Source organism: Photobacterium obscurum, from assembly GCF_026191635.1.
GTDB classification, from domain to species: Bacteria; Pseudomonadota; Gammaproteobacteria; order Enterobacterales; family Vibrionaceae; genus Photobacterium; species Photobacterium obscurum.
Window position 1 is genome coordinate 55252 of the sequence record NZ_JAKRRW010000025.1, and the last position, 24281, is coordinate 79532.

The 24281-nt window shown below is 49.9% G+C and carries 22 protein-coding genes and 1 riboswitch; of the genes, 15 read left to right on the forward strand and 7 right to left on the reverse strand.

Annotated elements, in window-relative coordinates:
• The first annotated feature begins 27 nt into the window (after positions 1 to 27).
• The 6 genes from dnaA to MD588_RS22235 all read left to right on the forward strand — a co-directional run bounded on the left by dnaA (position 28) and on the right by MD588_RS22235 (position 7710).
• Entirely contained in the window at positions 28 to 1428 is a 1401-nt protein-coding gene (gene dnaA / locus MD588_RS22210) for a chromosomal replication initiator protein DnaA (RefSeq protein ID WP_265699951.1), read from the forward strand.
• Position 1429: 1 nt separating this feature from the next.
• A complete protein-coding gene (dnaN, locus tag MD588_RS22215) occupies positions 1430 to 2530 on the forward strand; it encodes a DNA polymerase III subunit beta (RefSeq protein ID WP_265699953.1) in 1101 nt (366 codons plus the stop codon).
• Positions 2531 to 2533: 3 nt separating this feature from the next.
• Entirely contained in the window at positions 2534 to 3613 is a 1080-nt protein-coding gene (gene recF, locus MD588_RS22220; RefSeq protein ID WP_265699954.1) for a DNA replication/repair protein RecF, read from the forward strand.
• Positions 3614 to 3632: 19 nt separating this feature from the next.
• Complete coding sequence (gyrB, locus tag MD588_RS22225; RefSeq protein WP_265699955.1) at positions 3633 to 6047, forward strand: DNA topoisomerase (ATP-hydrolyzing) subunit B; 2415 nt, start codon at positions 3633 to 3635, stop codon at positions 6045 to 6047.
• Between the two features lie 390 nt (positions 6048 to 6437).
• Entirely contained in the window at positions 6438 to 6881 is a 444-nt protein-coding gene (gene ibpA / locus MD588_RS22230; protein WP_265699956.1) for a small heat shock chaperone IbpA, read from the forward strand.
• A 445-nt stretch (positions 6882 to 7326) separates the two neighbouring features.
• A complete protein-coding gene (locus tag MD588_RS22235) occupies positions 7327 to 7710 on the forward strand; it encodes a hypothetical protein (protein WP_265699957.1) in 384 nt (127 codons plus the stop codon).
• A 170-nt stretch (positions 7711 to 7880) separates the two neighbouring features.
• Here the strand turns inward: MD588_RS22235 and MD588_RS22240 are convergent, their stop codons facing one another.
• The 3 genes from MD588_RS22240 to glyQ form a co-directional block, all read right to left on the reverse strand.
• Positions 7881 to 9134: a valine--pyruvate transaminase gene (locus MD588_RS22240; RefSeq protein ID WP_265699958.1), complete on the reverse strand. Its 1254-nt coding sequence runs from the start codon at positions 9132 to 9134 to the stop codon at positions 7881 to 7883.
• Positions 9135 to 9475: 341 nt separating this feature from the next.
• Positions 9476 to 11548 carry a glycine--tRNA ligase subunit beta gene (gene glyS, locus MD588_RS22245; protein WP_265699959.1) on the reverse strand — a complete coding sequence of 691 codons (2073 nt, stop codon included), beginning with the start codon at positions 11546 to 11548 and terminating at the stop codon, positions 9476 to 9478.
• Between the two features lie 9 nt (positions 11549 to 11557).
• On the reverse strand, positions 11558 to 12469 hold the full coding sequence (glyQ, locus tag MD588_RS22250) for a glycine--tRNA ligase subunit alpha (RefSeq protein ID WP_265699960.1): 912 nt from the start codon (positions 12467 to 12469) through the stop codon (positions 11558 to 11560).
• A 298-nt stretch (positions 12470 to 12767) separates the two neighbouring features.
• Between glyQ and MD588_RS22255 the strand changes: the two genes are divergently transcribed.
• The 3 genes from MD588_RS22255 to MD588_RS22265 all read left to right on the forward strand — a co-directional run bounded on the left by MD588_RS22255 (position 12768) and on the right by MD588_RS22265 (position 14740).
• The gene (locus MD588_RS22255; protein WP_265699963.1) at positions 12768 to 13460 is read left to right on the forward strand and encodes an OmpA family protein; all 693 of its coding nucleotides are present in this window, start codon (positions 12768 to 12770) and stop codon (positions 13458 to 13460) included.
• A gap of 112 nt (positions 13461 to 13572) precedes the next feature.
• Positions 13573 to 13682: riboswitch (yybP-ykoY riboswitch) on the forward strand.
• A gap of 93 nt (positions 13683 to 13775) precedes the next feature.
• A complete protein-coding gene (locus MD588_RS22260) occupies positions 13776 to 14333 on the forward strand; it encodes a TMEM165/GDT1 family protein (protein WP_265699964.1) in 558 nt (185 codons plus the stop codon).
• Positions 14334 to 14488: 155 nt separating this feature from the next.
• Positions 14489 to 14740, forward strand: a complete 252-nt coding sequence (locus MD588_RS22265; protein WP_265699965.1) for a hypothetical protein — start codon at positions 14489 to 14491, stop codon at positions 14738 to 14740.
• Positions 14741 to 14828: 88 nt separating this feature from the next.
• Here the strand turns inward: MD588_RS22265 and tusA are convergent, their stop codons facing one another.
• Positions 14829 to 15077, reverse strand: coding sequence for a sulfurtransferase TusA (tusA, locus tag MD588_RS22270; protein ID WP_265699966.1), 249 nt, complete (start codon positions 15075 to 15077; stop codon positions 14829 to 14831).
• Positions 15078 to 15216: 139 nt separating this feature from the next.
• Here tusA and MD588_RS22275 point away from each other — a divergent pair, with 139 nt between their 5' ends.
• Together MD588_RS22275 and MD588_RS22280 are read left to right on the forward strand one after the other, a co-directional pair.
• Complete coding sequence (locus MD588_RS22275; RefSeq protein ID WP_265699969.1) at positions 15217 to 15399, forward strand: hypothetical protein; 183 nt, start codon at positions 15217 to 15219, stop codon at positions 15397 to 15399.
• Between the two features lie 125 nt (positions 15400 to 15524).
• On the forward strand, positions 15525 to 16466 hold the full coding sequence (locus MD588_RS22280; protein ID WP_265699970.1) for a LysR family transcriptional regulator: 942 nt from the start codon (positions 15525 to 15527) through the stop codon (positions 16464 to 16466).
• 87 nt (positions 16467 to 16553) lie between these two features.
• Here MD588_RS22280 and acuI read toward each other — a convergent pair whose 3' ends face one another.
• From acuI to fadB, 3 genes are all read right to left on the reverse strand, one after another.
• The gene (gene acuI, locus MD588_RS22285) at positions 16554 to 17534 is read right to left on the reverse strand and encodes an acrylyl-CoA reductase (NADPH) (protein ID WP_265699971.1); all 981 of its coding nucleotides are present in this window, start codon (positions 17532 to 17534) and stop codon (positions 16554 to 16556) included.
• 179 nt (positions 17535 to 17713) lie between these two features.
• On the reverse strand, positions 17714 to 18880 hold the full coding sequence (gene fadA / locus MD588_RS22290; RefSeq protein WP_265699972.1) for an acetyl-CoA C-acyltransferase FadA: 1167 nt from the start codon (positions 18878 to 18880) through the stop codon (positions 17714 to 17716).
• Positions 18881 to 18907: 27 nt separating this feature from the next.
• Positions 18908 to 21070, reverse strand: a complete 2163-nt coding sequence (fadB, locus tag MD588_RS22295; protein ID WP_265699973.1) for a fatty acid oxidation complex subunit alpha FadB — start codon at positions 21068 to 21070, stop codon at positions 18908 to 18910.
• A 341-nt stretch (positions 21071 to 21411) separates the two neighbouring features.
• Here fadB and MD588_RS22300 point away from each other — a divergent pair, with 341 nt between their 5' ends.
• Genes MD588_RS22300 through hemG form a run of 4 tightly spaced genes read left to right on the forward strand, consistent with a single transcriptional unit; the run spans position 21412 to position 24209 of the window.
• A complete protein-coding gene (locus tag MD588_RS22300) occupies positions 21412 to 21564 on the forward strand; it encodes a hypothetical protein (RefSeq protein ID WP_265699974.1) in 153 nt (50 codons plus the stop codon).
• Positions 21551 to 22174 carry a YigZ family protein gene (locus tag MD588_RS22305; RefSeq protein WP_265699975.1) on the forward strand — a complete coding sequence of 208 codons (624 nt, stop codon included), beginning with the start codon at positions 21551 to 21553 and terminating at the stop codon, positions 22172 to 22174. The genes MD588_RS22300 and MD588_RS22305 overlap by 14 nt, the downstream gene beginning before the upstream one ends.
• A 43-nt stretch (positions 22175 to 22217) precedes the next feature.
• Positions 22218 to 23675, forward strand: coding sequence for a TrkH family potassium uptake protein (locus MD588_RS22310; RefSeq protein ID WP_265699976.1), 1458 nt, complete (start codon positions 22218 to 22220; stop codon positions 23673 to 23675).
• 9 nt (positions 23676 to 23684) lie between these two features.
• Positions 23685 to 24209 carry a menaquinone-dependent protoporphyrinogen IX dehydrogenase gene (hemG, locus tag MD588_RS22315; protein ID WP_265699977.1) on the forward strand — a complete coding sequence of 175 codons (525 nt, stop codon included), beginning with the start codon at positions 23685 to 23687 and terminating at the stop codon, positions 24207 to 24209.
• The last annotated feature ends 72 nt before the right edge of the window (positions 24210 to 24281 follow it).

The window sequence follows — 24281 nt, forward strand, 5'->3', positions numbered from 1 at the left end:
ATTTTGTTATTCAGTGTGGAGTCGAGCTTGTCATCTTCGCTTTGGTTGCAGTGCCTTCAACGCCTTCAGGAAGAACTCCCTGCGACAGAATTCAGTATGTGGGTTCGACCGCTTCAGGCCGAGTTAAACGATAATACGCTGACCCTGTTTGCGCCTAACCGTTTTGTGCTTGATTGGGTACGCGATAAGTACATCAATAATATCAACCGGCTGCTGAATGAATTTTGCGGCAACGACCTGCCGATCCTGCGCTTTGAAGTGGGAAGCCGCCCGGTCAGCGCGCCACCACCGCAACCGGTGGCAGCCGCACCCGTGGTCGAGCCGGCGAGCGTGTCCCGTGCCGATGCGCCCTCCCGTACCTGGGAACCCGCGCCGTCACCGGTACAGCCGGAGTCTCAGGCCGGTTACCGGTCCAACGTTAACCCGAAACACAACTTCAATAACTTTGTTGAGGGTAAGTCAAATCAGCTGGGATTAGCTGCCTGTCGTCAGGTGGCGGACAACCCAGGAGCGGCGTACAACCCGCTGTTCCTCTATGGGGGGACTGGCCTCGGTAAAACGCACCTGCTGCATGCTGTCGGCAATGCGATCGCAGATCGCAAGCCGAATGCCCGTGTGGTTTACATGCACTCGGAACGTTTTGTCCAAGACATGGTTAAGGCCCTGCAGAATAATGCGATTGAAGAGTTCAAGCGCTACTACCGCAGTGTCGATGCGCTGCTGATCGATGATATTCAGTTCTTCGCCAACAAGGAGCGCTCGCAGGAAGAGTTTTTCCACACCTTCAATGCGCTGCTCGAAGGCAATCAGCAAATTATCCTGACCTCCGACCGCTATCCGCGCGAGATCAACGGCGTTGAAGACCGCCTGAAATCACGTTTCGGCTGGGGCCTGACGGTGGCGATTGAGCCGCCAGAATTGGAAACTCGGGTCGCGATCCTGATGAAGAAGGCCGAAGATCACCACATTCGTCTGGCTGACGAAGTGGCGTTCTTTATTGCCAAACGCCTGCGTTCCAACGTGCGAGAGCTGGAAGGGGCGTTGAATCGCGTGATCGCCAATGCCAACTTTACCGGCCGTGCCATCACCATAGACTTCGTCCGTGAAGCGCTGCGTGATTTGCTGGCGCTGCAGGAAAAGCTGGTCACCATTGATAATATTCAGAAGACCGTGGCCGAATACTATAAAATAAAGATGGCCGATATGCTGTCGAAGCGCCGTTCTCGCTCTGTGGCCCGTCCTCGTCAGATGGCGATGGCGCTGGCGAAGGAGCTGACCAACCACAGCTTGCCGGAAATCGGCGATGCCTTTGGTGGCCGCGACCATACTACGGTGCTGCATGCCTGCCGTAAAATCGAGCAGCTGCGTGAAGAAAGCCACGATATAAAAGAAGATTATTCAAACCTAATTAGAACGCTGTCATCTTGATATGAAATTTACCGTCGAACGCGAACATTTATTAAAACCGCTGCAACAGGTCTCAGGTGCATTAGGCGGTCGTCCTTCTCTGCCGATCTTGGGCAATATCTTGTTGCAGGTGGAAGAAGGCTGCCTGTCGATGACAGGTACCGATTTAGAAGTCGAGCTGGTTGCTAAGCTGGCATTGGAAGCTGATTTTGAGCCGGGGGCAGTAACTGTCCCTTCACGTAAGTTTCTCGATATTTGCCGTGGTCTGCCAGACAGCGCCAATATCGTCGTGACGCTGGAAGGTGATCGCGTCATTATTCGCTCCGGCCGTAGCCGCTATTCATTATCGACATTGCCGGCGGCGGATTTCCCGAACATTGACGACTGGCAGAGCGAGGTTGAACTTTCCCTGCCTCAGGGGCGGATGCGTCAGCTAATCGACAGCACCCAGTTCTCGATGGCGCATCAGGATGTTCGCTACTACCTCAATGGTATGTTGTTTGAAACCGAGGGTAAGCACCTACGCTCCGTCGCGACCGATGGTCACCGTATGGCAGTATGTGCTATCGATCTGGAACAAGAGCTGCCGTCCAAGCAGATCATCGTGCCGCGCAAAGGGGTATTGGAGCTGGTTCGCCTGCTGGATTCACCAGATGCGATGGTTGATATTCAGATCGGCAACTCTAACCTGCGCGCGGTGGTGAACAATTTTGTGTTTACTTCCAAGCTGGTTGATGGTCGCTTCCCTGATTATCGACGGGTAATGCCGCAGAACAGTACCAAGTTCGTTGAAGCGAGCTGTGACGAACTGCGTAAGGCGTTCTCCCGTGCAGCGATCCTGTCGAATGAAAAATTCCGCGGGGTTCGGGTTAACCTGTCTAATGGCGAAATGCGGATCACCGCTAACAACCCAGAGCAGGAAGAGGCCGAAGAGTTCCTGGATGTCGATTACCAGGGCGAGGATCTGGAAATTGGTTTCAACGTCAGCTATGTGCTGGACGTGCTTAATACCCTTAAGTGCGAGCAGGTGCGCTGGTCTCTGACCGATGCCAACGCCAGTGCGCTGGTTGAAGACAGTACCAGTGACGAAGCTATGTATGTCGTGATGCCAATCAGACTATAAGGCATGGCACTTACACGTCTTATTGTTAAAGACTTCCGAAACATTGAAGCTTGCGACTTATCCTTGTCGGCAAGCTTTAATTTTCTGGTGGGCGCAAATGGCAGCGGCAAAACCAGTGTCCTGGAGGCTGTTCATTACCTCGGACACGGACGATCGTTCCGCAGCCACCTGACTGGCCGAGTGATCCGCCACGACCAGCAGGAGCTGTTTGTCCATGGTCGGCTCACAACCGAAGCCGGTCTGGAGCTGCCGCTTGGGATCAATAAGAAGCGCGATGGAACGACTGAGGTGAAAGTCGCTGGCGAGGGCGGACAAAAGCTGGCGCAGCTGGCACAGGTTCTGCCTTTGCAGCTGATCACCCCGGAAGGTTTTGAGTTGCTGATTGGCGGCCCCAAATACCGCCGCGCGTTCATTGACTGGGGCGTGTTTCATGTCGAACCCAAGTTTTACCACGCGTGGAGCAGGGTGAAGCGGTTGACCAAACAGCGCAATGCATTACTCAAAACCGCCCGAAACTATCGAGAACTGAGTTATTGGGACCAGGAGCTGGCCTTGCTGGCCGAGGAGATCAGCGACTGGCGCAGCCAGTATCTTGAGGCGGTAAAGCGAAAAGCCGCAGAGATCTGCCAGGTTTTTTTGCCTGAATATGATATTCAGCTGGGGTATTACCGCGGCTGGGAAAAAGACACCCCTTATGCCGAGCTGCTAAAACGCAATTTTGAGCGTGATTCTCAGCTTGGCTATACCGCAAGCGGCCCGCACAAGGCTGACTTGCGGATCAAAGTGGCCGGTACGCCCGTTGAGGATGTACTGTCGCGCGGACAGTTGAAACTGATGGTCTGCGCCTTGCGCCTGGCTCAGGGACTTCACCTGACAGAGGCAACCGGCAAACAGTGTATATATTTAATTGATGATTTTGCTTCCGAGCTGGATAGCCACAGGCGTGCGCTGCTTGCGCAACGGTTAAAGGAAACCAACGCCCAAGTTTTCATTAGTGCAATTAGTCGCGACCAAATTGCGGAAATGCATGATGAAAATGGCAAGATGTTTCATGTGGAACACGGTAAAATAACCGCAGGATAATTTAAGCGAGAGTAACTCAATGTCCAACAACTACGATTCATCAAGCATTAAGGTGCTTAAAGGCCTTGATGCGGTACGTAAGCGCCCAGGGATGTATATTGGCGATACCGATGACGGTACTGGCTTGCACCACATGGTGTTTGAGGTCGTCGATAACTCTATCGATGAAGCTCTTGCTGGCCACTGTGAAGATATTATTGTCACCATCCATGAAGATGGCTCGGTTTCCGTGAGCGATGATGGTCGTGGTATCCCGACTGACATGCACCCAGAGGAAGGTGTCTCTGCTGCAGAAGTGATCATGACCGTACTGCACGCAGGCGGTAAGTTCGATGATAACTCGTACAAAGTTTCGGGTGGTCTGCACGGGGTAGGTGTTTCGGTTGTGAACGCCCTGTCAGAGAAAGTCGAGCTGACGATTCAGCGTAAAGGGTCGATTCACCAGCAGGTTTACCACCATGGTGAACCTGAGGCGCCGTTGGCGATCATTGGCGATACGGAAAAAACGGGTACTCGTATTCGTTTTTGGCCAAGCGAAGATACATTTACCAATATTGTTTTCCAGTATGAAATCCTGGCGAAGCGACTACGCGAACTGTCTTTCCTTAACTCAGGCGTTTCTATCAAGCTGAACGATGAACGTGAGGAAGGCAAGCAAGACCACTTTATGTATGAAGGTGGTATCCAGGCATTCGTTGAGCACCTGAACCGAAACAAGACGCCAATCCACCCGAAAGTGTTCCACTTCGATTTCGAACGTGAAGACGGTATTTCTGTTGAAGTGGCAATGCAATGGAACGATGGTTTCCAGGAAAACATCTACTGTTTCACTAACAATATTCCGCAGCGTGATGGTGGTACCCACCTTGCCGGTTTCCGTGGTGCTTTAACTCGTACCCTGAATAACTTCATGGACAAGGAAGGCTACTCTAAGAAAGCCAAAACCGCGACATCGGGCGACGATGCTCGTGAAGGTCTGACGGCGGTAGTTTCGGTGAAAGTGCCGGATCCAAAGTTCTCAAGCCAGACCAAAGACAAGCTGGTATCAAGTGAAGTGAAGCCGGCCGTTGAATCGGCAATGGGTGAGAAGCTAAGCGAGTTCCTGCTGGAAAACCCGAGTGATGCCAAGACGGTATGTACCAAAATTATTGATGCTTCCCGTGCTCGTGAAGCGGCACGAAAAGCGCGTGAGATGACTCGCCGTAAAGGTGCGTTGGATTTGGCTGGTCTGCCGGGCAAACTGGCTGACTGTCAGGAAAAAGATCCCGCTCTTTCCGAACTATACATAGTGGAAGGGGACTCTGCTGGCGGTTCAGCCAAGCAGGGACGTAACCGTAAGAACCAGGCGATTTTGCCGTTGAAAGGTAAAATCCTGAACGTAGAAAAAGCCCGCTTCGACAAAATGTTGTCTTCGCAGGAAGTTGCCACCCTGATCACCGCGATGGGTTGTGGTATCGGCCGTGACGAATATAACCCGGATAAGCTGCGTTACCACAGCATCATCATCATGACCGATGCCGACGTCGATGGTTCGCACATTCGTACGTTACTGTTGACCTTCTTCTACCGTCAGATGCCAGAACTGATCGAGCGTGGTCATATCTACATTGCCCAGCCACCACTGTATAAAGTGAAGAAAGGTAAGCAAGAGCAGTACATCAAAGATGATGAAGATATGAACCAGTACCAGGTTGCTCTGGCGTTGGATAATGCGGCATTGTTTGCTGCTGAAGGCGCACCTGCAATTTCTGGCCTGGCGCTTGAAGAGTTGGTGAAGCAATTCAACAGTGGTAATAAGCTGGTGGATAGAATGAGCCGCCGCTACCCGACACTGCTGCTAAACGAGTTTATCTACCAGCCTCGTCTTTCTGTTGAGATGCTAAGCGAGCAAGCTGAAGTTGAAGCGTGGACCAAGTCTTTGGTTGCGGCACTGAATGAGAAACAGTCAGGTGAAAGCCAGTACAACTTCGAAGTGACCCGTGACGAGGAAAACAACGTTTGGCTACCGAAGGTGGTGGTACGTACCCACGGCGTTGATCATGAGTATGCCCTGAGCTTTGATCTGCTGAACTCGAAAGAGTATGGCAAGCTAGCTGATTTGTCTGAAACCCTGCACAGCCTGCTTGATGATACTGCCTATGTGCAGCGTGGCGAACGTAAGCAACCGGTCAGCAGCTTTAAAGATGCACTTGAGTGGTTGATTAAAGAGTCGCGCCGTGGTCTTTCGCTACAGCGATACAAAGGACTGGGTGAGATGAACCCGGAGCAGCTGTGGGAAACTACGATGGATCCTGAATCTCGCCGTATGATGCAGGTAACGATCAACGATGCTGTGGCAGCCGATGAGCTGTTTACAACATTGATGGGGGATCAGGTTGAACCTCGTCGTCACTTCATTGAAGAGAATGCGCTGAACGCAAACTTGGATGTGTAGTTGGGATTAAATTTCTCACACCTGAAAACGCCGCTTATTGCGGCGTTTTTTTTTGCAGGATTTTATCGGGAGTGAAGTTGTTCGATGGAAAAACTGGTTCTAAGAAAACTCATATAGATAAGCTACATACAGCTATTTGGTAATGATAATGGGGGGAGGAGAGAGGGAGCGAAAACTGGCTGAATACTATCCATCAGGCCGGGCCGTATGAAAAATATTTAAAATAATTTCGGCTTTAGGCTTGGAAATTAAATCACCCATCCCTATATCTATTAATGAAGCGCATGGTGCCAAATATTGGGCCTGCAATAGGTTTGTCCGACAGAGGAAAACCACTTCAACCATTCAATTATCGTCATGTTTATTGCTTCTTAAGAAGGATAGTTTTATATGCGTAACTTAGATTTCACTCCTCTATACCGTTCTGCTATTGGCTTTGATCGTCTGTTCAACCAGATGGAGAAAAATGTCAGCAATACCAATGCGGGTTACCCTCCGTATAACATTGAGCAGCAAGACGAGAATCATTACCGGATCACCATGGCCGTTGCCGGGTTTGCGGAAGAGCAACTTGATATTACCCAGCAGCAAAACAAACTGATTGTTCGCGGTACCCGCGAAGCTACCCAAGATGAGCGCCAGTATCTGTACCAAGGTATTGCCGAGCGTGATTTTGAGCGTAAGTTTCAACTCGCTGACTATGTAAAAGTGATTGGGGCTGGGATGGAAAACGGGTTGCTTCATATTGATCTTGAGCGTGAGATTCCTGAAGAGCAGAAGCCGCGCAAGATTGCGATTAATGGCAGCCGTTTGCTGGAAAACGAAGAACAGTAATCGAATGTTCATCTGATAGAGAGTGAAAGGTCAGCCATGTGCTGGCCTTTTTTGATCCTGTCTTTTGGCATTTGACTACCAGACAAAGCTATACCATTCATCCGGTTGAAACCCGCTAAGATTAGTATACCCAAGTAACTCCAAGATGTTTGTTCAGCGAGAATCTTTAGCTTGTTAGACGAGGCGCAGATTTGTAGACATAGTTGGTTCTACGTTAAGTATCTGCAACGATGAATAGTCGCCTAGTGCTTGCCTGAAGGGAGTGGGTTAGCGTCTCTATTTCTATCAGACCTCTATTTGAAAGAGATCTCCACTTTTCCAGACATTACGCTTGAATTGAAAACACTGAGTGACTCTGAATCTGGCATCTTGACGTCATTTGGGTATTGCGTGTTTCACGTGAAACACGCCTAAAAATATGTTTCATGAGTTAGCTGAGGTTGCTATGTCGTCGAAGAAGACCCGTTATATCACGACTGATTTGGATGTTTTTTCAGTTCACGACTTGTCTGCGTTGGCTGCATTTCTACAGGATAAAACATGTATCCTTCACTGTGGCTGGCGAGAAGAAGGTCTGTTTCATCTATGTCTCGAACCACAGACGGAAGACGCCACCGTCGAGGCTGATTTAGCCAGTTTGCTGGATGCTACTGAGCAACTTCCCGAGTCTTTAATTAAACTTTGGCATTCCGCTAGTGAAGTGGACTTTAACCTGGGGATTGAGACCGGTGATTGCCATGGCCATAACACCAAGATTCCTGCGCAGTTGCTGCAGCGGATTACCAAGCTAGGCGGCACCTTGATTGTCACAACATATCCTGCGGAGTAGGTTATGCGAGCGTGCAGTATGAGCACAGTTAGCGTTAGGCGCTGACCGATTTTGTGTGATGTACGATGGCTTAATGGGATTGGGGGGGGAGGCGTGGTTTGCCCCCATTATGTTAGAAAGAAAAAAGAGCTGCCAGATAGCAGCTCTTTGGGCGTTCTAATATCGGTTCGCTATTGTTCGGCTTGATAGGCCTTTGCGACTTCCTCGGCGATGATGGCGATGCCGCGTTGCATATCCTCATCAGCCTGAACATAGTTCATCCGAAGGCACTCGTGCCCGTGGCTCCAGTCACCTTCAAGTCCGATAAAGAAGTATTCACCCGGCACAATCAATACGCCCCGGGCTTTGAGGCGCTGGTACAACTCCATGGTAGTGATGGGCAGTTCCTTGAACCACAGCCACAAGAACATGGCGCCTTCAGGTTTGTGGATCCTAAACCTTTCATCATCTATGGCCGCTTGTAGCAATTCGACGGCATGCTGTGATTTTCGTTGGTAGAAAGGTTTGATCACCTGCTCGCTGAGACGGAGCAAATCCTGGTTCTCGATCATTTTATTGGCGATGGCCGGCCCGACACTGCCGGGAGCAAGGCTGAGGACACCATTCATATTGGCGATGGCCGTGGTAATTTCCTCGCTGGCGATAACAATACCACAGCGCACGCCAGGCAAGCCGAGTTTGGAGAGGCTCATACACAGGATAGTGTTCTCGTTCCAAAACGGCGTGACATTCTCAAAGATAATATCGGGGAAAGGCATCCCGTAGGCATTATCGATGATTAGCGGGATACCGTGCTCGCGCGCGAGCTCATCGAGGTGGCTGATTTCCTCATCGGTGAGTACGTTGCCGGTTGGGTTGGTCGGGCGAGAGGCACAGATTGCCCCAATACTGTCATCGACAGTCAGCTCGTTGAAATTGATATGGTACTTGAACAAGCCGTTCTCGAGCAGGGTGATCTCCGGGCGGTACGAGACAAACATATCTTCGCTAAGGCCAGAGTCGCCATAACCGATATACTCAGGAGCCAGTGGAAGTAAGATTTTTTTGCGGCTACCGTTACTGAACTCCCCGGCAAGCAGGTTGAACAAGTTAAAGAAGGCACTCTGGCTGCCGTTGGTCAGGGCGATATTTTTCGTGCTGATATCCCAGCCATAGGTTTCCCGAAGCAGCTGGGCAAGGGCGTTGATAAAGGTGTTCTTGCCCTGCGGGCCATCATAGTTGGTGAGGGCTGCAGTCAGTTCACCAGTTGCCACCATTTGTTCGCTGAGCTGGCTGAAATATTCGACCATCTCAGGAATTTGAGCGGGATTGCCGCCACCGAGCATAATGGCGTCAGGGTTACGTAAGCCGTCGTTTAAATCATCCATTAGCTGGGTGATCCCAGAATAACGGGCAAACTTGTCTCCGAATGTAGAAAACTCCATGTTTACTTCCGACCTCAGTCTATTGTTCTTATCTTCTTCGATATCATTACTGTATACGTTGTGCGCATTTGCCAACATACATCATTGCACTGATAAGGGAAAGGGCAAGAAATCGACAGATTGCTGGTTGGATGTTTCATGTGAAACACCAGCTTTGAAAACGATCCAGCCTTTAATGTCAGTGTAGCTGCATGCAGCTAGAAAGGGATTTAGCCGTTTCACGTGAAGCGCCGAAGAGATAATTTTGGGAAGATACTTAACTATGGGTATGGGAGAGGCGCTGAAATGTGGATATAAAAAACCCCATGCAACAGCACGGGGTTTTGTCTTAGCGCTTAAGATTACTTCTGGAGAACAGAAATATCTGCGACTTTCAGGAACTCGTTTCGCAACAGGTTCAGCATAGTTAGACGGTTAACTTTAAGTTTCTCGTCATCAGTCATTACCATAACATTGTCGAAGAAGGCGTCTACGGCTTCGCGTAGGGTCGCTAACTCAGACAGAGCCTGCTGATAGTTACCTTCCGCAAATACTGGTGTTAGTGCTGATAGCATCATTTCGATGTTTTCAGCCAGCGCTTTCTCTGCGTCTTCAACCAATAGCGTATTGTCGATAGTCGCAGGAAGCTCGCCATCGAACTTCGCCAGGATATTACCAACACGCTTGTTTGCTGCAGCTAGTGACTCAGCGGCTTCCAAAGAGCGGAAGTGGGTTACCGCTTTAACACGCTTGTCGAAGTCAGCAGGTTGAGTCGGGCGACGAGCCAGTACAGCCTGAATAGCATCAACGCTATGGCCTTCGTCTTGGTACCAGGCACGGAAACGACCAAGCATGAAGTCGATAACATCGGCTTCAACGTTATGGTTGGTGATCTTGGCACCGAATAGCTCTTTCGCTTTAGTGATCAGGTCAACCAGGTCAAGGGTGTAGCCTTTCTCTACCATGATGCGAAGTGCGCCAAGTGCAGCACGGCGAAGTGCAAACGGGTCATTGGCACCTTTCGGATGCTGACCGATACCAAAGATACCAACTAGGGTGTCAATTTTATCAGCCAGTGCAACTGCAGCCGCAACGTCAGACTTTGGTAGTTCGTCACCTGCAAAACGTGGCATGTACTGCTCGTTCAGAGCAACCGCGACATCTTCGTGCTCACCGTCAAGACGAGCGTAGTGCATGCCCATCACACCTTGGGTATCGGTAAACTCGAATACCATTGATGTCATCAGATCACACTTGGACAGCAGACCCGCGCGCTCTGAATGTTCAACATCAGCACCGATTAGTTCAGCAATAAAGCCAGACATCGCGGTGATACGGTCTGTCTTGTCACGTAGCGTACCCAGCTGCTTCTGGAACAACACCGTTTCAAGTTCAGGTAGGCGCTCAACGAGAGGGCGCTTACGGTCGGTGTTGAAGAAGAACTCAGCATCGGCAAGACGCGGGCGAACAACTTTCTCGTTACCTTCAATGATCTGACGTGGGTCTTTTGACTCAATGTTAGATACGAAGATGAACTTCGGTACTAGGTTGCCTTCGGTGTCATAAACAGGGAAGTATTTCTGATCACCTTTCATGGTGTAAACCAGTGCTTCAGAAGGTACGTTTAGGAAATCTTCCTCGAATGAAGCCGTCAGTACTACTGGCCATTCCACCAGAGATGTCACTTCTTCAACCAGCTCATCTTCAAGATCAGCAATACCGCCAACGTCATAAGCGGCTTTTTTGGCATCTGCAAGGATAATGGCTTTACGTGCTTCGTAATCCGCCATGACCTTGCCGCGCTCTTCAAGAATCGCCGGGTACTGATCAGCGTGCTCGATTGTGAACTCGGCTTCACCCATGAAGCGGTGACCACGGATCGTACGGGCAGAGTCGGCACCAAGAATATTACCGGCAATCAGTTCATCACCAAGCAGCATGGTCAGGGTTTTGACCGGGCGGATAAACTGGGTGTCGTAGTCACCCCAGCGCATTGGCTTCGGGATTGGCAGTTTCGCCAGTGCAGCTGCCGCTAGATCGCGTAGTAGTGCTTGAGCTGGCTGGCCTTTGACTTCTTGTTTGTACAGTAGCCATTCGCCTTTGTCTGTTTTCAGGCGCTCAGCCTGGTCAACGCTGATATCGTTGCCACGAGCCCAGCCTTGCGCGGCTTTGGTCGGGTTGCCTTCGGCATCAAATGCAGCGGCGACTGCAGGACCACGCTTCTCAACAACTTTGTCTGCTTGGCCTGCTGCAAGTGAGGTGACTTTCAGCGCCAGGCGGCGAGGAGCGGCAAACCACTTGATGCCTTGGTGGGCTAGGTCGGCAGCTTTTAGCTCGGCTTCGAAGTTTGCCGCAAAAGCTTCGGCAAGGGTACGAAGGGCTTTTGGTGGTAGCTCTTCGGTACCTAGTTCGATAAGGAAATTCTTCTCGGTCATGCGATATCCTTACTTATCTTTTTTACACATAGGGAAGCCAAGAGCTTCGCGAGATGCGTAGTAAGCTTCAGCAACTTGTTTTGTCAGGTTGCGGATACGCAAGATGTAACGCTGACGCTCGGTAACCGAGATCGCTTTACGTGCATCAAGAAGGTTGAACGCATGGCCTGCTTTAAGAATACGCTCGTAGGCAGGAAGTGGAAGTGGGTTTTCCAGCTCCAGTAGTTCCTTACACTCTTTCTCGCACTGGTCGAAGAAAGTGAACAGGAAGTCTACGTCAGCGTGCTCGAAGTTATATGTTGATTGCTCAACTTCATTTTGGTGGAAGATATCACCGTAGGTTACTTTACCTAGTGGGCCATCAGTCCAAACCAGATCGTAAACGGAATCGACGTTCTGGATGTACATTGCCAGACGCTCGATACCATAAGTGATTTCACCGGTAACAGGCTTACACTCAAGACCACCAACCTGCTGGAAGTAAGTAAACTGGGTTACCTCCATGCCGTTTAGCCATACTTCCCAGCCAAGACCCCAGGCACCCAGTGTCGGGTTTTCCCAGTTGTCTTCTACAAAACGGATGTCGTGTACTTGAGTATCAATGCCAAGTACCTCAAGAGAGCCAAGGTATAGTTCCTGGATGTTGTCAGGAGATGGCTTCAGCATCACTTGGAATTGGTAGTAGTGCTGTAGACGGTTTGGGTTTTCACCGTAACGACCGTCAGTTGGGCGGCGAGATGGTTGTACATACGCTGCTGCAATAGGCTCTGGACCTAGCGCGCGGAGACAGGTCATCGGGTGAGAGGTACCTGCACCAACTTCCATGTCCAAAGGTTGTACAATGGTACAACCCTGCTGGCCCCAGTAATCCTGCAGCGCGAGGATCATGCCCTGAAAGGTTTTAATATCGTATTTCTGCATTGTCAGCTTCGCGAGATTAGTGGATTAAAAGTAATTTGAGTAACAATCCAGTATACCTCGCATGGCATTTTCCGAGTAGAGCCATTGCATGTTTTTTGGCCATCTTTGAGTAATTTGCTTAAATTAGTTGGGGAATAGGCTAGAGGCAGAGTGGGATGAGGATAATTTTACATTGTTCTGATGTGCTAGTTTACTCTCCCGATACAATAAGCCGGTTCCTATCTATGGCAGCATGCTATACAGTTTATGAGCTGACACAATCACATCGATACTAAATCGAGAACATATGGATAACACAATGGACTTCAATTTTTCTCTGGCATCTGGTAAATGGATGCGCAATGTTATTTTCGCCACAGCCACTGCCGTCGCGGCTTCAGGTTGTAGTACTGTCAACCCATACTCTGGAGAGGAGCAGACTGCCAAGGCGACTAGTGGTGCACTTCTTGGTGCTGTCGCAGGTGCTGCGATTGGTGTTGCTTCTTCGAGCAAGAGTGACCGTGGCAAAGGCGCGCTGATTGGAGCCGCTTCTGGTGCTGCACTGGGTGGCGGTATTGGTTATTACATGGATGTGCAGGAGGCAGAGCTTCGCCAGCAGCTGCAATCGACCGGGATCAGCGTTACCCGTGACGGTGACAATATTGTGCTTAACATGCCGAATGAAATTACCTTCGGTGTCGACCAGACAGATCTGAGCTCACGTGCGATGAAGGCACTATACAATGTTGCACTGGTAGCCAAAGAGTATGATCAGACCATGCTGAACGTGTATGGCTTTACCGATAGTACAGGCAAAGAGTCATACAATATGCGCCTGTCTCAGGTACGAGCGAGCGAAGTGAGCAACTATCTGATTCGTGAAGGTGTGAAAGCCAACCGTGTGATCACCAAGGGTATGGGTGAAGCGCATCCTGTTGCCTCGAACAGCACCAAGCAGGGCCGTGCCGAAAACCGTCGTGTCGAAATTGTCCTGTCACCAGCGTCGTCATAATTTCTGTTGTGAGTTGTTAGCTACGGCTAACAACTCCGCTTTTCATCTCTCTTCATTTTACACCTGATTACCGCAATACAAGCTTGATACTGATTGTCGAACTGGCTATGATTCACCCTCCTTTGGGGAGTAGCCTCTCGTTCTATCGAGACAATCGTCAACATAATTGAAGCAAAATCTTCATGGCGGTTGTGACTCACACTTAATCCTACTAGTGAGTTTGGCGAGACCATAGGCAAACCAGCATGAACCGGGGTGGGGCATGTGCGTTTGTCCGTGGTTGTTAAACAGTATCCTCACCCCAAAGAGCATGTCGTGAGTGTTTTAGCTGTTTCAATTACTACTGTCGCCTTAGCCGAGATTGGGGATAAGACCCAGTTATTATCGTTATTGTTAGCGAGTCGCTACCGCAAACCGGTTCCGATTATTCTGGCTATTTTCTTTGCCACTATTGCCAACCATGCGCTTGCTGCCTGGCTCGGTGTCGTTGTCGCTGATTATCTGACCCCGGAAGTGTTGAAGTGGGTACTGGTTGTGAGTTTTGTAATGATGGCCGGCTGGATTTTAATACCAGATAAACTCGATGATGATGAGCAGATCTCAAACCGTGGCCCATTTGTGGCAAGCTTTATTGCGTTCTTTATTGCCGAAATTGGTGATAAGACTCAGGTAGCCACAACCATGCTCGGGGCGAAATACCATGACGGTCTGATGCTGGTGGTACTTGGAACCACTATTGGAATGTTGTTGGCGAATGTGCCTGTGGTTCTGATAGGCAAGCTGTCGGCCGACCGCATGCCTTTGGGACTGATCCGCAAGATAACGGCGACACTGTTCGCTGGTTTGGCCGTTGCGGCTGCGTTGGGGTTATAAAGCCGGCCATTTCGGGTGTTTCATGTGAAACACCCGAGGTTGATACTGTATGACAGTAGAATGACAGCTTAACGAACTGTGACCTTGGCTGCAGAGTGTAACAGAGTGCCATGCTATGGTGAGACTAGGTTCGGTGAGCTGCAGCAGGAGGGGATATGAACCGTTTTCTCGCTATTTCTCCACAAAGCCAGTTTTGGCTGTTTAATTTCGCTTTAGCCTTAAATATTCTCGGCATGGTACTTACGGATATGTGGTTGCCTATGGTGGTCGGGGCTATCGTCACAACCTATTTGTCTGTCGATGCACTGGTACGTTTGCGTTATGTCTTGCCGATGAAGAAAGAGATCCGTGAATTGCGCCATGAACTGGATAGGGCGCAGAAAGCATTGCGGGATAGTTATCAATAGGGATGTACCGCTGTAGCAGCTCCCTCGTCGCGTAGGTAGATGCAGGCATCCATGAATAGGTAAAAGGCAGCTCTGTGAGCTGCCTTTTTTAATTGGTGCCTTTCTGGATCAGATACCGGTAAGGGAGAGTATCTGTCTCTGCCGCCAGCAAGGTATGATCCATGAAACGACAAAAGCTGGGAATATCCCGGGTTGTCGATGGGTCATCTGCCGTGACCAAAAGCGTATCACCTTCGGCCATTTTTCTGACTGTCTTACGCACCATCATCACCGGCTCAGGACAACGTAGTCCTTCGGCTTCTAGGCTATGAGTCGGGTTTTCAAAAATAGCTGTCATAACATACACGTGTTGTTTCGAAGTCTCCGATCATACTTATGAGTAAGAATTAATCAATAAGGCTTGGCAAATCGAAACAAAACGTGTAACTTATTTAACAAGTCATTAACGTTTGTCTTCTGAAGGATTGGGAGGAACTATGTTGACTCAGATGGATCGCTTAACTATTTACTGTGTGCTGTGCTTTATTACGTTTTGCTCTCTTGTACTGCGCAACCCAAATGACATGAGTATTTTCGCGCTGGGTGGTTTAATTGCCGCTGCGCTAGGTCTCTGGTTCGAGTTGACCAACTCACCGGAGCTTGAAGAAGAAGAGAATTAACCTACACATCTACTACACTCCCCCAGTTTTCTTGGGCTTCCCCGCTTTTATAGCGGGATTTTTTTTATCTGGCGTTTCATAATAACCCTCCCTGGCATTGTGGTTACCAAGAAATAAGGCCTGTTATGGAGCTAGAAGAAGTCTATCGTCGTGATTTGAACCTATTGGTTGCGCTGAAAGTATTGCTGGAAGAAGGTAGTGTCAGCCGGGCGGCGGTTAGGTTAAACCTGAGTCAGTCGGCGATGAGCCGGGTGTTGGGCCGGCTACGCGACTTGCTGGGGGACCCGCTTTTTACCCGCCAGGGACAACGGCTGCTGCCTACGCAGCGGGCACTGGAACTGAACGAGTCACTCAATGATCCTCTTGAGGCGATGCGGATTTTACTGACTCCGAACGATTTCAAGCCATCACAGTGTGAACAGCATTTTGTTATCGCAACGACCGACTACGCGATGCAGACTATTTTGCCCTATGCCTTGCCGCGGATTTATGAAGAAGCCCCCAATATCTCGTTAGAGTTTCCGCCATTGCAGCATGATCATTTGCTGAACCAGTTGACCACTGATGGCTGTGATATGGCGATATGTCGTCCGACCGGGCCTATCGAACCGTTGTGTCGAGATCATCTCGGTTTGGTCAGTGTCTTTTGTATGCTGTCTAAGCACCATCCCTTGGCCGATCAGGAGCTAACGCTGGATGATTACCTGACTTTCCCTCATGCGATGATTGCAATTAGTGACGGGGTGAAAGCCCTGATCGATGAAGCACTGCGTGGTTACAGCCAGCGTAAGATGGTACTGCGGGCTTATCATTTGGAGGCCGCCCTGGCGATTGTCGACAAAATGCCTCTGATCATTACCGTACCGGCCGATTTGGCCTATTTAGTGGCGGAAAAGCATAACTTGGTGATTAAGTCGCTGCCATTCGAGTTCAAGCCGTTTGACTACTCGCTGATTTGGCACCCGCGTTGCGAACACTCGGCCTCGCAGATCTGGCTACGCAAGTTGCTTCAGGAAGAGTGTGGCAAGCTGATCGATAAACGGATACACGATATGGGGCTGCTATAGAGCTTACGGATTACCATTATTGAGGGCAGAAAAAAGGCCAGCATAAAGCTGGCCAAGGGTAGTCATCTATTTTGTTGTTGGTTTCGTTTATAGCTTGATTACCACACGACCTGTGATTTGGCCGTTGGTGATGGCTTCTGCACATTCCGCAACACCGTCAAGATCGACTTCACGGCAAGCCTGCTCGTAGTAGCTCGCAGGAAGAAGCTCTGTCAGACGCTGCCAAGCCTGCTGGCGTTTTTCGAACGGACACATAACCGAATCAACACCTAGCAGTTTGACGTTACGTAGGATGAACGGCATTACCGTTGTTGGCAGATCAAAGCCGCCGGCAAGGCCACAAGCGGCAACCGTACCGTCGTAGTCAACTTGGGCCAGTACTTTAGCCAGTACCTTGCTGCCCACTGTATCAACGGCACCGGCCCAGATTTGTTTCTCTAACGGGCGGGCTGGCTCTTCAAATTCACTGCGCTCAATCACACGAGCAGCGCCGAGCTGTTTTAGCAACTTGCCATTGATTTCGGCACGGCCCGTAACTGCAGCCACTTGATAACCTAGCTGGGATAGCAGGGTAACTGCGACAGAGCCAACACCACCGCTTGCGCCTGTTACGACAACTTCACCGGCATCAGGTTTTACCCCGGCATCAACCAATGCCTGTACACATAGCATTGCGGTAAGGCCTGCGGTACCCACCATCATTGCTTGCTTGCCACTTAGGCCTGTAGGAAGAGGTACTAGCCAATCAGCGTTAAGGCGGGCTTTTTCTGCCATGCCGCCCCAATGGCCTTCGCCGACCCCCCATCCTGTCAGGACAACCTTGTCACCAGCCTGATAGCGCTCGTCACTTGATTCCGCAACAGTACCGGTAAGGTCAATGCCTGGCACCATAGGAAACTGGCGAACAATTCTGCCTTTACCTGTGATAGCCAAACCATCTTTATAGTTCAGGGAAGAGTAATCAACATCGATAAGGACATCACCTTCTGGAAGTTGTGATTCTTCGATTTGCTGAATACCAGCGATAGTTTTTTTCTCTTCTTGATTAAGAACCAGTGCCTTAAACATAGGTATGCTCCGGATAGAATAAAAGGGGCTATTTATGGGTATTGAGTGTAGACCTGATATGTCTATGAACAAAATGAAACTTTATCATTCTATCTATGCATAACAAGCATATTACAGAGGGGGGAGAATGAAGGATAAAGAAAAGCCCGCCAAAGAGGCGGGCTATGGTGTTTCATTGCTTACTCTACACGCTCGAATATAGTGGCGATACCTTGGCCGAGGCCGATGCACATGGTGGCGAGACCAAACTGCACATCCTGATGCTCCATCAGGTTGATCAGGGTGGTGGAGATCCGAGAGCCCGAACAACCCAACGGATGGCCAAGGGCTATCGCCCCGCCATTGAGGTTGACCTTCTCGTCGACTTTGTCCAGCAGGCCGAGATCTTTAGCACAAGGCAATGACTGGGCGGCAAATGCCTCATTGAGCTCAACCATTCCAATGTCGTCCATGCACAGACCGGCTCGCTGCAGGGCTTTTTGTGTCGCAGGAACTGGACCGTAGCCCATAATGGATGGATCGCAACCGGCAGTCGCCATGGATTTTACCCTCGCTCGGATAGTCAGACCTAGAGCCTTGGCTTTCTCTTCACTCATTACCAACATCGCCGAGGCTCCGTCAGAAAGGGCTGAGGAGGTTCCTGCCGTTACAGTGCCGTTGGCCGGATCAAATACCGGGCGCAGGCCGGATAGTGCTTCCACCGTGGTTTCGGGCCGGATGACTTCATCATAGTCAAATAACTTCAGGGCACCGTCCTCATCGTGGCCTTCGGTCGGTAGGATTTCGCTTTTGAAGCGGCCTTCTACTGTTGCGGCATGGGCACGTTGATGGGAGCGGGCGGCGAATTCGTCTTGCATCTGGCGGCTGATCCCATGCATACGGCCTAGCATTTCCGCCGTCAGGCCCATCATGCCGGCGGCCTTGGCAACCGATTTAGACAAACCCGGGTGGAAATCAACACCATGGTTCATCGGGACATGACCCATGTGCTCGACGCCGCCAATAATACAGGTGTCGGCATCGCCAACCATGATGGTACGAGCGGCATCATGCAGGGCCTGCATTGATGAACCGCACAGGCGGTTCACCGTAGTGGCACCGACGGTATGGGGAATACCGGCTAGCAGGGCAGCATTTCGCGACACGTTGAAACCTTGCTCTAAGGTTTGCTGTACACAACCCCAGTAAATGTCTTCAATCGCTCCCGGATCAACCTGCGGATTGCGTGCCAGCAACCCTTTCATTAGGTGTGCCGAGAGATCTTCTGCTCTAACATTTCTGAACGCACCGCCTTTGGAGCGCCCCATCGGGGTACGGATACAATCAACAATTACGACGTTATTCATTTTCTGTTCCTCATCCTTAAGCCGTCTCTAAGCATTGCTTGGTGCGTTGTAGTAAGTTTCGTTTTGGCTGGCTTTTTCACGCAGCCCGTCGGGAACTTGATAGACCGCCCCGAGGTGAGCATACTGGTCGGCCATCGCGACATAGTTTGCTAATCCTAGGGTATCTAGATAGCGGAAGACGCCACCACGGAAAGGAGGGAAACCGAGACCATAGACCAATGCCATATCGGCTTCGGCCGGGCTGGCGATGATGCCTTCTTCAAGGCAGCGGACGACTTCATTGATCATCGGTACCATCATGCGGGTAATGATTTCCTCGCTGCTGTAGTCAGTAGCACTACCCGAAACTGGCGCTAGCAGTGGTGCGACATCTGCATCAATGCTTTTCTTCGGTTTACCCTTGCGGTCAATTGAGTAACTAAAGAAGCCTTTCCCGTTTTTCTGACCGAAGCGTTGGGACTCGAACATCACATCGACTACATCCTTGTAGTCTTTGCTCATGCGCTCAGGGAAACCTTCAGCCATAACAGCCTGGGCGTGATGAGCGGTATCGATACCGACCACATCTAGCAGGTATGCTGGCCCCATCGGCCAACCGAATTGCTTCTCCATGATTTTATCGACTTTGGTGAAGTCAGCACCGTCACGCAGTAGCATGCTGAAACCGGCAAAGTACGGGAACAGCACACGGTTGACGAAGAATCCTGGGCAGTCATTGACCACGATAGGGGACTTGCCCATCTTGGCGGCGTAGGCGACAACACGGGAGATCGTTTCATCTGAGGTATGTTCGCCTCGGATGATCTCTACCAGCGGCATCCGGTGCACCGGGTTGAAGAAGTGCATCCCGCAGAAGTTTTCCGGACGTTTTAGTGATTTAGCCAGCAGGTTGATTGGAATCGTTGATGTATTAGAAGTGATGACGGAATCGGCGGTAACCTTATCCTCGACTTCGGCCAGTACCGCGGCTTTGATTTTTGGGTTCTCGACCACAGCCTCGACAATCACATCTGTTTCGTCGATACCAGCATAATGCAGGCTAGGTTGAATGGCTGACAGTACCTTAGCCATCTTCAGGCCATCGATACGGCCGCGCTCGAGTTGTTTGTTCAACAGCTTGGCGGCTTCCGACATCCCCAGCTCCAGCGAGGGCTCGGCAATATCTTTCATGATCACCGGCACGCCTTTCAGTGCAGACTGGTAGGCAATCCCGCCCCCCATGATCCCGGCTCCCAAGACAGTCGCCTTGCTGGTGGCCTTGCCTTCATTGGCGGCCTGCTTTGCTTTGCCCTTAATCAACTGGTCATTGAGGAAGATACCGACCAGCGCCTGGGCGACATCGGTTTTTGCCAGTTTGGTAAAGTGTTTGTTTTCTACCTCTAGGGCTTCATCGCGTGACAGTCTTGCCGCCTCTTCGATAGTGATTACTGAGGTGATAGGTGCCGGGTAATGCGGGCCGGCAACTTGGCTGACCATCCCCTTGGCCGTGGTGAAGCTCATGGTTGCTTCGATTTTATTGAGCTGGATCGGGGCTTTTTTTTGTGCTCGTCGGCTTTGCCAGTCTAGCTTGCCAGCAATGGCATCCTTGATCATCGTCACGGCTGCCGTTTTAAGTGCTTCAGGTGCAACGACGGCATCGACCAACCCTAACTTCAGTGCATCCTGGGCTTTTTTGTCTTTGCCTGCGGTAATGATCTCCATGGCAGAGTCTGCACCGATCAGGCGAGGGAGGCGAACGGTTCCACCAAAGCCGGGCATGATACCGAGTTTGGTTTCTGGCAGTCCGATACGCGCCGTACTGTCGGCAAGACGGAAATCGGTGGCAAGAACACATTCGCAGCCGCCGCCCAGTGCGTGGCCGTTAATGGCGGAAAGGGTTGGTACGGGTAGATCTTCTAATTTATTGAAGATGTCGTTGGCATGGGTAAGCCACTGCGACAATTCTTCGGCAGGTTTGGCAAATAAGCCAAGAAACTCTGTGATATCAGCGCCGACAACAAATGCATTTTTGCTAGAGGTCAGCAGCAGGCCTTTGAGATCTGTCTGCTGATAGAGTGCATTTAGGGCTTCATTGAAGCTTTCCAGGGTTGCGATGTCGAATTTGTTGATTGCGCCTGGTGCGTTGAGGTTGAGTTCCGCAATACCATCTTCCAGATAGCTGACGGATAGGGTTTCACCTTGGTAAATCATGTTCTATCTCCGTGAATTCCGGTTCTGTGCCGAATTTGATTTAACTGGTTTGACCTGTTTGTAGGTTAAATATTAGTCTGAACCTGTTATGCAACGATTTCAACATCTATTTTAAACAAATGTTTAACTTTTTGCTGGGTGAAGTCGACGGAATCTTTATTGTTAAAATGTTTGTGATTGAAATTAAAGCATTTTTCCTGAGCGTTAGTTGTTGAGATATACTCTTGGTTGTTATGGTTGTGTTAATCCTTGGCGGGGTTAGACGCTGGTGGGCTCCTTTCAAGGAAAACTCAGTCTCGATATTCGCCCGATCTCTATCAAGAGGGATAAACTTGCTGCTAATGATTAAAAAGGGCTATTTGGGGTATATCGGAATTGCTTCTGTGCCGGGGATGAATGATGCGAATATATTTGAACTCGTTGCTGTCGAGGTTGTGGTATCCTTCGAGCTTAATTACCTGATTTCGTTTGTGGCTTTTTATGACAGCATCTGATCCCTATTTAGTTCCCGCGGCAGAGGCTATTTTTGAAGAAGAGATCAAAAAGAGCCGCTTTATTACGTATCTGGCTCATACGCCGAATGTCGAAGCGGCAAAAGCCTACGTTCAGTTTATAAAGAACAAGCACAGTGATGCCCGCCATAATTGTTGGGCATTTGTCGCTGGCCGCCCTTCTGACTCGATGAAGTGGGGCTTTAGTGATGACGGTGAACCATCTGGTACTGCAGGTAAGCCGATTTTGGCACAGTTGACTGGTTCGGGAGTGGGTGAGATCACTGCAGTGGTGACTCGTTACTCCGGTGGCATCAAGTTAGGGACCGGTGGCTTGGTTAAAGCGTATGGCGGCGGCGTCCAGCAAGCATTAACTGTGTTGCAAACCAAAGAAAAAGTAATAACCTCGGAACTTAGGCTGCGCTGTGAGTATAATCAGGTGTCACTGGTCGAGTCGTTGCTTGCCGAGTATGCAGGGATTCAGCTTCATGCTGATTATGGAAACCAGGTCAAAATGATCGTGGAGATCGACAGCCGAGTGGAGGCCGAGTTTATTGCTAAACTCACCAACCGCAGTGGTGGTCGTATTGTTCCGGTATCTGATTCCAACTAATCACACGAATAATCACAACAACAGGATGAGAGCCGGCTAAGGCATGCAATTTCGTTCCATCATCAGAATTGTCGGGCTGTTGCTCGCGCTATTTAGTGTCACAATGCTGGCACCTGCATTGGTTGCATTAATCTATCGTGACGGTGCGGGTTTTCCCTTTGTGGTCACTTTCTTTCTTCTCTTTGCGGGCGGTGCCATGCTGTGGCTGCCGAACCGCCATTATCGTCGGGAACTCAAAGCCAGAGATGGCTTTTTGATAGTGGTCTTATTTTGGACCGTTATCGGCAGTGCCGGTGCGGTACCGTTTATCTTGGCCAAGACGCCAGATCTCTCGGTTACTGATTCTTTTTTCGAGGCCTTTTCTGCCCTGACGACCACCGGGGCAACCGTCATTGTCGGACTTGATGAATTGCCCAAGGCGATCCTGTTCTATCGCCAGTTACTGCAATGGTTTGGTGGGATGGGGATCATTGTGTTGGCGGTGGCCATCTTACCGGTACTGGGGATCGGTGGTATGCAGCTGTATCGGGCTGAAATTCCCGGCCCGGTCAAAGATAGCAAGATGACACCAAGGATCGCCGAAACCGCTAAAACATTATGGTATATCTATCTGGCATTGACGATTAGTTGTGCCGGCGCATTCTGGGTTGCGGGTATGACGGTGTTTGATGCGATCTCCCATAGCTTCTCTACGGTTGCGATTGGTGGCTTTTCTACCCATGACGCCAGTATGGGCTATTTTGATAGCCCGACGATAAACATGATTACCGTGGTGTTCCTGTTGATCTCGGCCTGTAATTTTTCACTGCACTTTGCAGCCTTTGCCAACGGCGGTATTCATTTGCGGACTTATTGGCGCGATCCTGAATTCAGGGCTTTTCTTGCCACTCAGTTCATCTTATTTACGATCTGTTTTAGCTTGTTGCTCAAGCATCATTCGTATGATTCGTTGCATGATGCCTTTGATCAGGCGTTATTCCAGACGGTTTCTATCTCGACCACGGCAGGTTTCACAACAACGAGTTTCTCTGAGTGGCCTTTATTTTTGCCGGTATTACTGCTGTTCTCTTCTTTTGTGGGTGGCTGTGCTGGCTCAACAGGTGGCGGAATCAAAGTTATTCGTATGCTGTTACTGCTCCTTCAGGGTGTCAGAGAGCTGAAACGATTGGTTCACCCTCGGGCGGTATATACGATTAAGGTGGGGAATAAAGCCTTGCCACAGCGAGTCGTTGATGCAGTGTGGGGATTTTTCTCAGCTTATGCCCTCGTGTTTGTTATTTGTATGCTGGGATTAATTGCGACCGGGCTTGATGAGCTAACGGCTTTTTCTGCTGTCGCAGCGACCTTAAATAACTTGGGGCCAGGTCTTGGGGAGGTCGCGGTACATTTTGGTGAGATTAATGATCCAGCCAAATGGGTGCTCATTATTTCAATGCTATTTGGTCGCCTGGAAGTTTTCACTTTATTAGTTCTGTTTACACCAACATTTTGGCGCAACTAAGGAGAGAGTGTGGAAAAGGTATTACTCCTTCATTCAAGCAATGACGGGCAGACAGTAAAAATCCTTCATTATATAGAAGAGCAATTGGGGGAGAGCTGTCAGTGTGAGCTGAAAGACCTCAACCAGCTTCCTGAGTTAGACTTTAGTTGCTACGGACGGGTGTTGATTGGCGCATCTATTCGCTATGGCCACCTGAATAAGAAGCTTTATGAGTTTATTGCTCGTAACCAGTCTGCACTGGAGCAGCATAAAGTGGGCTTTTTCTGCGTAAACCTGACAGCGCGTAAAGAAGGTAAGAATACGCCAGAAACGAGTGTCTATATGAAGAAGTTTCTAAAGAAGTCACCTTGGCAGCCAAAACTGCAGGCGGTATTTGCTGGAGCACTGCGATATCCAATGTATAGTTGGTTCGACCGTATTATGATCCAGTTCATCATGCGTCTGACTGGGGGCGAAACAGATACAACAAAAGAGGTGGAATACACCGACTGGAACAAAGTAAAAGAGTTTGCAGTCCAGTTTAAGGCCATTTAAGTGTGTTTTTTGATGGTTTGGGTTAATTTCTGTTCGAAGTGTCATTTTGTGATGTTTTTTTTGCGAAACCCC